The 11,877-nt window shown below is 47.3% G+C and carries 10 protein-coding genes and 1 tRNA gene; 6 read left to right on the top strand and 5 right to left on the bottom strand.

Annotation, left to right across the window (positions count from 1 at the left end):
* Nucleotides 1-90 precede the first annotated feature (90 nt).
* From H9629_RS08620 to H9629_RS08595, 6 genes are read left to right on the top strand one after another with little or no spacing between them, the layout of a single operon-like run.
* Complete coding sequence (locus H9629_RS08620) at nucleotides 91-2,928, top strand: monovalent cation/H+ antiporter subunit A (protein WP_064094621.1); 2,838 nt, start codon at nucleotides 91-93, stop codon at nucleotides 2,926-2,928.
* A 4-nt stretch (nucleotides 2,929-2,932) separates the two neighbouring features.
* Nucleotides 2,933-3,298 carry a Na+/H+ antiporter subunit C gene (locus tag H9629_RS08615; RefSeq protein ID WP_004281114.1) on the top strand — a complete coding sequence of 122 codons (366 nt, stop codon included), beginning with the start codon at nucleotides 2,933-2,935 and terminating at the stop codon, nucleotides 3,296-3,298.
* Nucleotides 3,298-5,106, top strand: coding sequence for a monovalent cation/H+ antiporter subunit D (locus H9629_RS08610; RefSeq protein WP_064094622.1), 1,809 nt, complete (start codon nucleotides 3,298-3,300; stop codon nucleotides 5,104-5,106). The genes H9629_RS08615 and H9629_RS08610 overlap by 1 nt, the downstream gene beginning before the upstream one ends.
* Nucleotides 5,106-5,624, top strand: a complete 519-nt coding sequence (locus H9629_RS08605) for a Na+/H+ antiporter subunit E (protein ID WP_064094623.1) — start codon at nucleotides 5,106-5,108, stop codon at nucleotides 5,622-5,624. Before H9629_RS08610 ends, H9629_RS08605 begins: the two co-directional genes overlap by 1 nt.
* Nucleotides 5,621-5,896 carry a monovalent cation/H+ antiporter subunit F gene (locus tag H9629_RS08600; RefSeq protein ID WP_064094624.1) on the top strand — a complete coding sequence of 92 codons (276 nt, stop codon included), beginning with the start codon at nucleotides 5,621-5,623 and terminating at the stop codon, nucleotides 5,894-5,896. The genes H9629_RS08605 and H9629_RS08600 overlap by 4 nt, the downstream gene beginning before the upstream one ends.
* Nucleotides 5,897-5,906: 10 nt before the next feature.
* On the top strand, nucleotides 5,907-6,311 hold the full coding sequence (locus tag H9629_RS08595) for a Na+/H+ antiporter subunit G (protein ID WP_064094625.1): 405 nt from the start codon (nucleotides 5,907-5,909) through the stop codon (nucleotides 6,309-6,311).
* Between the two features lie 99 nt (nucleotides 6,312-6,410).
* Here the strand turns inward: H9629_RS08595 and H9629_RS08590 are convergent, their stop codons facing one another.
* From H9629_RS08590 to H9629_RS08570, 5 genes are all read right to left on the bottom strand, one after another.
* Nucleotides 6,411-6,815 (bottom strand): ribosome-binding factor A, encoded by a 405-nt coding sequence (locus H9629_RS08590; RefSeq protein ID WP_064094626.1) that lies wholly within the window; start codon nucleotides 6,813-6,815, stop codon nucleotides 6,411-6,413.
* Nucleotides 6,815-9,523, bottom strand: a complete 2,709-nt coding sequence (gene infB, locus H9629_RS08585; protein ID WP_064094627.1) for a translation initiation factor IF-2 — start codon at nucleotides 9,521-9,523, stop codon at nucleotides 6,815-6,817. Before infB ends, H9629_RS08590 begins: the two co-directional genes overlap by 1 nt.
* A gap of 10 nt (nucleotides 9,524-9,533) precedes the next feature.
* Nucleotides 9,534-11,018: a transcription termination factor NusA gene (gene nusA, locus H9629_RS08580; RefSeq protein WP_064094628.1), complete on the bottom strand. Its 1,485-nt coding sequence runs from the start codon at nucleotides 11,016-11,018 to the stop codon at nucleotides 9,534-9,536.
* A gap of 35 nt (nucleotides 11,019-11,053) precedes the next feature.
* Nucleotides 11,054-11,578 carry a ribosome maturation factor RimP gene (gene rimP / locus H9629_RS08575; RefSeq protein ID WP_064094629.1) on the bottom strand — a complete coding sequence of 175 codons (525 nt, stop codon included), beginning with the start codon at nucleotides 11,576-11,578 and terminating at the stop codon, nucleotides 11,054-11,056.
* Nucleotides 11,579-11,801: 223 nt separating this feature from the next.
* A tRNA-Met gene (locus H9629_RS08570) sits at nucleotides 11,802-11,877 on the bottom strand.

Here is an 11,877-nt window from a genome sequence, read left to right as displayed (position 1 = left end):
AGATTGAGAAGTTTGGATCGCTCCTTGTGGTCCTGTAGTCCTTGGAAGATAAAGATTCACCCTAGGTTGATCACAGCCTAAATCACGACAATGGATACGAGTGTGCTGCCGATTATTATATTGTTACCGTTAGTATTAGGCACAACCCTTGTCTCGTGGCTGAAGCAATTTTCGCGCGAGGTAACGGCTTTAGGGGCAATTGGTGTCAGCCTCAGCAGTTTCTTATTATTATTGAGTCAGGCGCCTGCCATATTTGATGGCGCAGTGATTACCCAGACCTGGTCCTGGCTGCCGCAGCTGGGTATTGATTTCAGTTTTCGTCTGGATTCCCTGGGACTGCTGTTTGCCCTGCTGATCAGCGGGATTGGTACGCTGATTTATATTTATGCCTATTATTATCTGAATCCCAAAAATTCGCTGAGCAAGCTGTATCTTCTGCTGATGCTGTTTATGGCAGCTATGCTCGGGATTTCATTGTCAAATAACCTGATTCTTTTATTGGTTTTCTGGGAATTGACCAGTATTTCATCTTTCCTGCTAGTGGGTTACTGGAGCAATTACGAAGCTGCGCAACGTGGCTCACGTATGGCTCTGACCATTACTGGACTGGGTGGTCTGGCCATGCTGGGTGGTTTTATCCTGCTTGGTCAAATCACTGGTACCTACCAGATTGATCAAATCCTTACGATGACCGAACAGATTCAGTCACATGCTTTATTTGTACCGGCTCTCTTGCTGATTTTACTCGGTGCTTTTACCAAAAGTGCGCAGTTTCCCTTCCATTTCTGGTTACCGAATGCCATGGCTGCGCCGACACCTGTCTCGGCCTATTTACACTCGGCCACTATGGTCAAAGCCGGTTTATTTCTGGTCGCACGCTTGCTACCGATCTTCGTCGGTGCTGCACTGTTTCATAATATTGTAACCTTTGTCGGTCTGTTTACCCTATGTATGGCCGCTTTTTTTGCCATTTTCAAGGAAGACCTGAAGGGCTTACTCGCCTATTCAACCATCAGCCATTTAGGCCTGATCATGTGTCTGCTTGGGATCGGTTCTCCTCTGGCGGTTGCAGCTGCAATTTTTCATATTATTAACCATGCCACCTTTAAAGCGGCCCTGTTTATGATTGCCGGAATTATCGACCATGAATCGGGCACACGTGACTTGCGCAAACTGTCAGGCTTATGGCAACTGCTACCCTATACCGCTACCCTGACCATGATTACGGCGGCGGCTATGGCAGGTGTGCCACTGACCAATGGCTTCCTGTCCAAGGAAATGTTCTTTACCGAACTGGTCGCGAACTTGAGTGGTCCGGTCATGGTCGTTTCAGCCATTGTCGCAACACTGGCCGGGATTTTTGCAGTCGCCTATTCTACTCGACTGGTGCATGGGGTATTTTTCGATGGTCCGCTAGGCAAGCAGGTTCCGAATAAAGATGCACATGAACCTCCGTTTGGCATGCGTGCACCCGCAACCTTATTGGCAATCTTGTGTATTTTGGTGGGTATATTCCCGGCACTTCTGGTTGAAAAAATTGTAAACAGCTCCACCCGGGCATCGACTCAGGATTTTGCTTTTGAAGGCACTCATCTGGCACTATGGCATGGCTTCAACCTGCCGCTGCTGATGAGCGTGATAGCCCTCGTTGGCGGAGTCATCTTCTATTTTTCTCTTGCCAAAGGTGGTACCTTACGCGAAATCGACCTGGATCCAAAACTGGGCCGCTTGCAGGGCCGGGTATTGTTCGAACTGTTTTTGAAAAATCTGCTGCTGAATTCACGCCGTTTCCGCCGTGCCACTGAAAATGGCAAATTACAAAGCTATTTATTGTGGATCGTGATTTTTACTGTCGCACTGGTCAGTTTCCCACTGGTGAACAATGCGGTGGGCACGGGTACACGTGAACTGACCCACGCCCCTGCTCTGGCGATTATCTTGTGGTTACTCCTGTTTTCTGCCTGCTGGATGCTGCTGTGGTTCCATCATGAGCGGATTAAAGCTGTACTGATTAGCGGTGCAGTCGGTCTGGTCGTCACCATGGTTTTTATCGGTTTCTCGGCACCCGATCTGGCATTGACCCAGATTACGGTCGATGTGGTCACCACGGTTCTGCTACTGATGAGTTTATCTTTACTGCCTCAGTTAACACCGTATGAATCGAGTCCGACCCGTCGCTGGCGTGATGCCATTATTGCAATAGGTGGCGGTCTTGGAATAGCAGCTATTGCCTGGCTGATCATGACCCGTGATCATAATTCCATTTCATGGTTCTTCCTGCAACAGTCGATTCCACTGGGCGGCGGCACCAATGTGGTGAATGTGATTCTGGTCGACTTCCGTGGTTTCGATACCTTTGGCGAAATTACCGTACTTGGAATTGCCGCGATTGGTGTACTTAGCCTGATGGATGGAATGCGTGCCCATGGCGCCACCATCACCCAGGGTCTGACCTATCGTTTTAATCCTTCACCCCTGATGTTACGTATTACTGCATCATGGATCTTGCCTGTAGCACTGGTGGTCAGCCTGTACATCTTTATGCGTGGCCATAATTTGCCAGGCGGTGGATTTATTGCAGGCTTGGTCACCTCACTGGCACTTATTATTCAATATATCGCAGTGGGGCAGGATAAAACCGAACAGTTGCTGGGGGCCAAATCTGGCCGTCTCTATGAAATCTGGATTGGAGTCGGCTTAACCATTGCCGGTTTGACCGGTGTCGCGGCCTGGTTCTGGTCACGTCCATTCCTGACCAGTGCACATATCTATGTCTCTCCGCCAATGATTGGAGAAATGCATTTGGCTTCGGCTGCGCTGTTTGATGTTGGCGTTTATGTCACTGTTGTGGGTGCAACGATGCTGATGATTTCAGTCTTAGGCGATTCACGTCACTCAAGCATGACTGGCCCTGTACCAAGAGGATAATAGAATGATCAGTTTAGAATTTTTATTAGCCTCTGCGATTGGCCTGCTGACGGCCACAGGCATTTATCTGATCCTGCGTGCCCGTACCTTCCCGGTAGTGTTGGGTCTCGCCATGATTGGTTATGCAGTCAACCTGTTTTTATTTGCCATGGGCCGAATTCAGATGAATTCGCCTGCAGTATTGACTGAAGCCTCGAAAGTGACCGATCCCCTTCCTCAGGCACTGGTGCTGACAGCCATCGTGATTGGCTTTGCCACCACTGCCTTTATTGTCCAACTGGCATTGCGTAGCCGCTACGAATCAGGAACAGACCACGTTGACTCCAAAGAAGAAATACCAAATCTTGACCCGCGCGAGGATGAGCCTTAATGACTGATCTTCTCAATTTCTGGAATCAACATACCCCTATTTTCAGTATTCTTTTACCGGCCTTTACCGCTTTTGTCCTGGTTCTTTTAGGCAACCCGGGTTCAGGCTCTCTGGTGACGGACTGGCGTCAGCCCTGGCGTCGGGGTATCAGCTATGTCTCGAGTATCTTGGGCCTGATCATTGCTGTCAGCTATTTAGTAGACAGTAGTCAGGGTCAGATCAATGTTTATACGCTGGGCGAATGGGTCGCACCTTTTGGTATTGTACTGGTTCTCGATCAGCTCTCTGCGATGATGCTGGTTTTGACCTATGCCCTTGCAGTGCCGGTGCTCTGGTATGCCAGTAAAGAATGGGATATGCGTGGGCGTTATTTCCATGCCATGGTGCATTTCCTGCTCATGGGTTTGACCGGTGCCTTCCTGACCGGTGACCTGTTTAACCTGTTCGTGTTTTTTGAAATCTTGTTGATGGCATCCTATGTACTACTGCTACATGGACAAGGCAAGGCCCGTTTCCAGCTGGGAATCCACTACGTCACCATTAATCTGTTTGCTTCTGCCCTATTCCTGATTGGACTCGGGATGATTTATGGCAGTGTCGGCAGTCTGAATATGGCAGATGTGGCCCGCTTGATGCCTACCCTCGCTGAAGATCAGCACAAGCTGGCGGTTGCTGGTGGATTAATGCTGTTTGTCGTGTTCGGAATTAAAGCGGCGATGCTACCGCTTGGCTTCTGGTTACCCAAAACCTATGCCGTAGCCACCACACCTGTGGCAGCACTCTTTACCATCATGACCAAAGTCGGGGTGTATGCAATTTTACGGATTAATGGAACTGTTTTTGATGATGAATACAGCCACCAGATCCTGATGAATTGCCTGCTGGTGATTGGTCTGATTACGTCGGTTTATGGCGTGATTTGCGCAATCGGCACAGAACGTCTGCGCCGTTTTATCGGCTTTATGGTGCTGTCTTCAGTCGGAACAATTCTGGTAGCAATCGGCATGAATACAACTGCAGCCTGGGCCGGTGCATTGTATTATATGGTGCACAGTACCCTGATTGGCGCAGCCTTTTATATCCTGTCAGGCTGGATTACCTCACAGCGCGGCGAATTTAAGGATCACTTTAAAATCGCGCCACTGATGAAACAGAACAAGCTGGTTTCGATTGTCTATTTCATCATTGCCTTGATGATGGCCGGCCTGCCACCGTTTAGTGGTTTCTTCGGTAAAGTCTTTATTTTGCAGGCTTCTGCCAATTCAGACTATCAGATGATTATTATCCTGACCATTTTATTGGTAAGCTTCCTCAGTATTCTGGCCTTTACCCGGGTTGGTTTCGTGCTGTTCTGGCGTTCGACCAGACCTGAGGATGACCTTAATTCTGAAGATTTTCACAAATACGAAGCCCTACCAAGTAAGGCACCCGCACGTAATGATCGTGTAATCTATCTATTGCTTGCTGGCCTGACTGCCTATGTGGTGTTTGCCGGACCGATCTATCAATATAATTATCAGACTGCAGAACAGATTAAAAATAATCCGGTTTATGAAGCTGCCTTGTTAAAACGCGATGCAGAAGGCCAGTTTATCAGTGTGCAACCTTTTGATCCAAGCTATTTACCTGAAACCAAGTACGGTGGTGAGACAGTCGATCCGAATGCACATCTGGTTCCTTATACGATTTCGGAAGCCACTCTGGAAGGTGAAAACATTTCTGAATTCAAGCAACGCCAGATTGATCAGCAGTATGTTGAACAAAACAGATATGATGATAATCAACTTAAACCGGTGGAGGGACCTTAATGGCTGTATCATTCCTGCAACGTTGGTTCCCGCATCCGCTGGTTTCTGTGATCGTTGGGCTAAGCTGGATTCTGCTGGCACATAATCTGGAAGCTGGAACATTGCTTTTCGCGCTGGTTCTGGCGATTGTCATTCCGAAAATGGTTGCACCTTTTATTGACTATACCCCGAATATCCAGTGGGCTCCTGCCCTGCGCCTGTTCTTTGTCGTGGTTTGGGATATTGTAGTAGCCAATATTAAAGTCGCAAAACTGGTACTTGGTCCAACCAAGAACCTGCATCCGAAATGGTTTCGCGTGCCTTTGGAAACCGAGCATGAGGAAGTCAATGCCTTGCTGGCAATGATCATTACTACAACGCCCGGTACAGTATCTGCAGGCATTGATCAGGATCGTGGTGATATTCTGGTTCATGCCTTAAGCACAGAGGATGAAGCAGCAGAAATCGAAACGATCAAACAGCGCTACGAACAGCCTCTGATTGAAATTTTCAGCGCACAGACAGGAGAAAAAGCATGACTATTCTGCCTTATGCATTAATGATTTGCCTGGGTGCTATCACTGTCTCGATGTTACTCTGCCTGATCCGGCTCATCACTGGCCCTTCTATCGTTGACCGGCTCTTGGCACTCGATACCCTGTTCCTGAATGCCACCTGTCTGATTGTCATTTTAGGGATTTACTGGAGTAGCAGCTTCCTGTTTGAAGGGGCCTTACTGGTTGCGATGCTTGGCTTTGTTTCGACTGCAGCCTTGGCACGTTATTTCACCACTGGCCATGTGATCGACTAGGAGTTTTTAAATGTCCTTAATTTTAGAAATACTGGTGTCGATTTTTTTATTGATTGGTGCTTTCTTTATGTTGGTCGGCGGGATCGGTATGGTCCGTCTGCCCGATCTGTTTATGCGTCTGCACGCCCCGACCAAATCCAGTACTTTGGGCCTGGGCAGCTTTTTGATGGCCTCAATTCTGTTCTCGGCCATATATGGCCGTTTCGGTTTTGCTGAAGTGCTCATCACCCTGTTCGCCTTCATTACCGCACCGGTATCTGCCAATCTGATGGCACAGGCTGCATTACATTTGCGTTTACGCTCTTTGAGTGGCGAGGTTCCGGAAACGCTGGAACGCCCTCTGCCTTGGCAGCGCTCACGTCGCCGTGCTTTTTATGAGAAAAAAATGAACCATAAAGATGATGATCTCACTTAATCCAGACTATTTTTAGATTGGTCTATCAGTAGCTTAATTTTTGATACAACCAGACAATAAAAAAGCCACCCAAAGGTGGCTTTTTTATTGTGTTAAGACTTATTCATTGTCTTTTTTTGCTTCTGCTTCAGGTAAGTCCTTCACAGCTTCAGCGATCAAACCAAACATATAGTTACCATATGCATTGGTCTTATCATAATGGAAACGTAGACGAGGCGTAATACGGGTTTTAATACGACGACTCAGCTCATGGCGCAGGAAACCGGATGCTTTGTTTAATACATCCAGAGTTTCTTTATTTGCCGCTTCGCTTTGTTCGTCGCCAAGTTCACGTCCCATTACAGTGACATAAACTTCCGCATATCCCAGGTCTGGGCTCACCTTCACCGCAGAGATGGTCACCAGACCACCTAAGCGTGGATCTTTCAGCTCCTGACGGATCAGTTCTGACAACTCGCGTTGTACTGTATCCGCCATACGCTTCAGACGTTGACTACCCGCCATTAAAGACTCCGTTTAATCAGTTGAACATCGTACACTTCGATCTTGTCGAGAGGTTTGATGTCTTTATAGCCTTTCACCGCAAGACCACATTCCATACCGGCACGAACTTCTTCAACCACTTCTTTGTAGCGACGAAGAGATTCAAGCTCACCCTGGAACACAACCACGTCATCACGTAATACGCGAATCGGTTTGTTACGATGTAATACACCTTCAAGCACCATACAGCCTGCAGCCGCACCGAATTTACTTGAGTGGAATACTTCACGTACCTGTGCAACACCCAGAATCGTTTCACGATGTTCAGGTGCAAGCTTACCGCTCATTGCTGCTTTCACGTCATCGATCAATTGATAGATGATTGAGTAGTAACGAATGTCGATATTGTCCGCATCGGCTTTTTGGCGTGCTGCATTATCCGCACGTACGTTAAAGCCAAGCAGAACTGCTTCTGAAGATTCAGCCAGTGTTACGTCAGACTCGGTGATTGCACCAACGCCTGAACCGATAATACGTACTTTCACTTCATCTGTTGCAAGTTCAGCAAGTGCTACATGCAAGGCTTCCAGCGTACCGCGTACATCAGTCTTCAGTACCACATTGACGATAGGCACATCTTTCTTGCCCATAGATGCCATGATATTTTCAAGACGCATTGCAGATTGACGCTCAAGACGTTTTTGACGTTCACGGTCCATACGCGCATCAGCAACTTCACGTGCTTTCTTCTCATCGCTGACCACAAGAACTTCATCACCCGCCATTGGTGCTTCTGGAAGACCCAGAATTTCAACCGGAATTGAAGGACCAGCAGACTTGATACGTTTACCGTTTTCATCTGTCATCGCACGTACGCGACCATAAGACGAACCAGCAAGTACCAGGTCACCCACTTTCAGGGTACCGTTTTGAACAAGAATAGAAGTCACAGCACCACGGCTGTTATCTACACGTGCTTCAATAACCACACCTTGCGCAGCACCTTCTTCAGATGCTTTCAACTCTAACATTTCTGCTTGAATCAAAATCAGGTCCAGCAGCTCATCAATACCTTGACCCGTGTGGGCTGAAACCATGGCAACCGGCACATCACCGCCCCATTGTTCAGGCACGATCTGTTTAGCAGTCAATTCATTCAGAACACGGTCTGGATCAGCAGACTCTTTATCCATCTTGTTGATCGCAACAATGATCGGCGTACCTGCAGCACGCGCATGATCAATTGCTTCTGCAGTTTGTGGCATCACACCATCATCTGCTGCTACAACAAGTACCACGATATCAGTCGCTTTGGCACCACGTGAACGCATCGCAGTAAACGCTGCGTGTCCCGGAGTATCAAGGAAAGTAATAATACCTTTATCGGTAGTTACATGGTAAGCGCCGATATGCTGGGTAATACCGCCCGCTTCACCTTGAGCCACTTTGGCACGGCGAATACGGTCAAGCAGTGATGTTTTACCATGGTCAACGTGACCCATGATAGTCACAACAGGCGCACGAGTGGTTTGCGCACCACGTGCTTCTTCAGCTGCTTCCAGCAAGTTATCTTCAGCTTGTGTATCAGAAACCAGTACCGGATTATGGCCCATTTCTTCAACCACAAGTGCAGCAATTTCCTGATCAATCGCCTGGTTCTGAGTTACTAGCTCACCCATTTTCATGAGTGATTTAATCACTTCGCGAACCTTAACTGCCATTTTCGCAGCCAAGTCAGCAACTACAATCGTTTCACCGATTTCAACATCGTAAACCTGTTTTTTCACAGGTTTTTCGAAACCATGCTTGTTGCCCTGGCTGGTTTTTAAACCACGTTTAGGCTGTTTGCTGAAGCTTTGCTCTTCCTGACCACGACGGCCACCTTTTTTCGGTGCACGCGCGCTCGGCGTATTGGTACCACGTTTGATTTCGCGGTCTTCTTTGGCAAAAGAGTCTTCATATGCCTGGCCAACAAGACCGGCTGCCAGAGGAGAATCATCAACAACACGAATGGTTGCAGTGGTATCTTCAGCAGAGTACTTGGTCGCCATTTGACGCATTTGTTCAAGCGTACGTTGCTGCGCTTCTTCAGCCGCTTTACGACGTGCTGCTTCTTCAACAGCTTTTAATTTTGCTGCTTCCGCTTCACGTAGTTTTTTCTGTTCAGCTGTTTCTACTTGCTTAACCGTTTGTTTTACAATCGGTTTATTGGTTGATTTGCGTTTTACCACAACTGCAGCTTTAGAAACTTCCTGCTTGTCACTGGTTTGCTTTGCAGCAGCACGCATCGCTTCTAGCGCTTTACTGGCATTATTGACGCCAGTTTTTGGAGCTTCAGCAGAAGCCGCTTGCGCTGTATTCTGCTCAGGCGCAGCTTTGGCCTGTTGCTCAGCCTTGGCTTTCGCCAATGCTTCTGCTTTGATCTGTTCCGGATCTGGCTTAACAAATGTATGCTTCTTGCGAACTTCTACATTAATTGTTTTTGCCTTACCTGAAGTACTGGCTACTTTAGCCGTACTGGTCGTTTTACGTTTCAACGTGATTTGCCCTGCTTGGCTCTCTGAACCTTGTGATTTTTTCACATGGCTCATCAAGCTATCTTGTTGTTCGGTGGTAATAATATCGTCAGCTTTACGCTGTGGTAAACCTGCCTCACGAACCTGCTCTAGGAGCTTCTCAACTGGACGACCCACGCTGAGGGCTAACTCTTTAATTGACTTGTCCGTCATATACTACCTCCTAGTTAAACCATGATTCGCGCGCTTTCATAATGAGTTGACCCGCTTTCTCAGCACCCAAACCTTCAATATCTGCGATATCGTCGGTTGCCTGATCTGCTAAATCATCCACGGTTACCACACCACGAGCTGCTAGAGCTTGCGCGATCTCTGCTGTCATGCCTTCCATTGCAACAAGTTCTTCACTTGGCGCTTGGATATTCTCTTGCTGTTGTAATGCATCAGCAAGTGCAATTTCTTTCGCACGGCTTTGCAATAATTCAACTAGTTCAGCATCAAGTTCGATTTCATCGAATGTTTCTGCCGGGACGTAAGCAATTTCTTCAAGCGAGGTGAAGCCCATTTCTACTAATGCCATCGCCAAATCTTCCGCGATATCCAGACGTTGTACAAACATGTCCAGATATTGTTGCGCTTCGTTTTGTTGACGGGCGTAGTATTCCTCTTCCAGCATCATGTCCAGCTTATAGCCAGTCAGTTCTGATGCCAGACGAACGTTCTGACCTTGTGAACCAATCGCACGTGCCAACTGATCGCTGGCAGCGAAGATAATATCCGCAGTACGTGCATCTTCATCGATGACAATACTCGATACATCTGCTGGTTCCAATGCACTTGCGATATATTGCGCAGGATCATCCGACCAGACTACGACATCAATACGCTCACCATTGAGCTCTTGCTGTACAGCCTGAATTCGGGTACCACGCATACCAATACAAGCACCCACCGGGTCAATACGGTGGTCATTGGTTTTTACTGCAATCTTGGCACGCACGCCCGGTTGACGAGCTGCAGCTTTAATTTCAATAATTTCTTCAGAAATCTCAGGGATCTCTTTCTTCATCAATGCGATCAGCATTTCAGGCTTGGCACGCGACAATAACAATTGCGCACCGCGACCTTCACGGTTCACGCTATAAAGAATTGCACTTACGCGCTGCTTTGGACGAAGAATCTCTTTCGGAATCATTTCTTCCCGGGCAAGATAAGCTTCGGCATTGTCACCTAAGTCGATAATAAAGCCATCTTTGGTTTGTTTTTTCACTTCACCGTAGATCAGCTCGCCGACTTTAGATTCATAAGCATCTGCCACAAGTGCGCGTTCTGCTTCACGGATTTTCTGTACGATCACTTGCTTGGCAATTTGTGCCGCAATACGACCGAAATCAATCGATTCAACTTCCAGTTCACGAATGTCGCCAATTGACCATTTTGCAGGATCAACATCAGAAATCGCATCCTGACAAGCTGGCATTTCATGATCTTCATCTGCCACCACTTCCCACTGACGGAAAGTGCGATAGTCACCTGTCTTGCGATCGATTTCTACACGTAAACGTGCTTCTTCCGAATTTGTACCTTCGTAGAATTTTTTCTTTGTCGCTGCAACTAAAGCTTGCTCAAGCGCCTCAAAGATCGCTTCACGAGGTACACCTTTTTCGTTACTAACCGTTTCAACGACGGTCAGAATTTCACGTGCCATACGTCACCTATGCGTTCAAATTCTTATTTATTAAATTAATCTTGGAAGACCAAATTTGCTTTATCAATATTGTGACTGTCGATCTCCAATACCTGCTGCTTTTCCACTTCAACCTGAATCATTTCATTTTCCAGGTCGACAGCAACCAGTTTTGCCTGGAATTTACGACGGTTATCTACTGCGCTGATCAATCGTAGTGCTACGGTTTGACCAATATAACCTGACATCTGCTCAAGCTGAAAAAAAGGACGGTCCCAGCCTGGTGATGAAACTTCAAGTGAATACTCACCTGAAATTGGATCATGGACATCCAGCATTGCACCCACTTGCTGCGTGACACGCACACAATCCTGAACGCCAATACCACGCCCCTGTTCTTCTTCACCATCTTCATTAACGACTGGTGCAACGCTCTCATCGACTGGTTTGTCGATATAGATACGTAATAACGAACGTTTCCCTTGTGGCAGGAACTCAATCCCCCAAAGGTTTACATTACAGGCTTCAACTGCCGGTGCAATCAAGTCCTGAAGTGCTTGAGTTTTATTTGATAGCTTCATTTACTCTCGTCATCTGGTGCGATTTTATGATCTATTTGACCACTACAAACCACTACAAACTATAGTAGTAGTGAAACATGGAGATTTGATCAAATAATGTCGACACTACACGATAGCCAATAAAAAAGGGCGTAAATCGCCCCAATTACTGCACAATTTAAGACTTTTTTCAAATCCCACTGTGCAAAAAGGCCCACCTTGTTGTGAGCCTCTTTTAGAAACTTGGTAGCGGGAGCTGGATTTGAACCAACGACCTTCGGGTTATGAGCCCGACGAGCTACCAGACTGCTCCATCCCGC

It is taken from the genome of Acinetobacter pecorum (assembly GCF_014837015.1).
Taxonomy (GTDB): Bacteria; Pseudomonadota; Gammaproteobacteria; order Pseudomonadales; family Moraxellaceae; genus Acinetobacter; species Acinetobacter pecorum.
The sequence above is the reverse complement of the archived record's forward strand: the minus strand, read 5'-3'. Positions and strand labels throughout refer to the sequence as shown.

What these genes read in the sequence shown, in the direction of transcription:
- H9629_RS08620 (WP_064094621.1), top strand. Translation starts at nt 91, where the DNA reads ATGGATACGAGTGTGCTGCCGATTATTATATTGTTACCGTTAGTATTA.
- H9629_RS08615 (WP_004281114.1), top strand. Translation starts at nt 2,933, where the DNA reads ATGATCAGTTTAGAATTTTTATTAGCCTCTGCGATTGGCCTGCTGACG.
- H9629_RS08610 (WP_064094622.1), top strand. Translation starts at nt 3,298, where the DNA reads ATGACTGATCTTCTCAATTTCTGGAATCAACATACCCCTATTTTCAGT.
- H9629_RS08605 (WP_064094623.1), top strand. Translation starts at nt 5,106, where the DNA reads ATGGCTGTATCATTCCTGCAACGTTGGTTCCCGCATCCGCTGGTTTCT.
- H9629_RS08600 (WP_064094624.1), top strand. Translation starts at nt 5,621, where the DNA reads ATGACTATTCTGCCTTATGCATTAATGATTTGCCTGGGTGCTATCACT.
- H9629_RS08595 (WP_064094625.1), top strand. Translation starts at nt 5,907, where the DNA reads ATGTCCTTAATTTTAGAAATACTGGTGTCGATTTTTTTATTGATTGGT.
- H9629_RS08590 (WP_064094626.1), bottom strand. Translation starts at nt 6,815, where the DNA reads ATGGCGGGTAGTCAACGTCTGAAGCGTATGGCGGATACAGTACAACGC.
- infB (WP_064094627.1), bottom strand. Translation starts at nt 9,523, where the DNA reads ATGACGGACAAGTCAATTAAAGAGTTAGCCCTCAGCGTGGGTCGTCCA.
- nusA (WP_064094628.1), bottom strand. Translation starts at nt 11,018, where the DNA reads ATGGCACGTGAAATTCTGACCGTCGTTGAAACGGTTAGTAACGAAAAA.
- rimP (WP_064094629.1), bottom strand. Translation starts at nt 11,578, where the DNA reads ATGAAGCTATCAAATAAAACTCAAGCACTTCAGGACTTGATTGCACCG.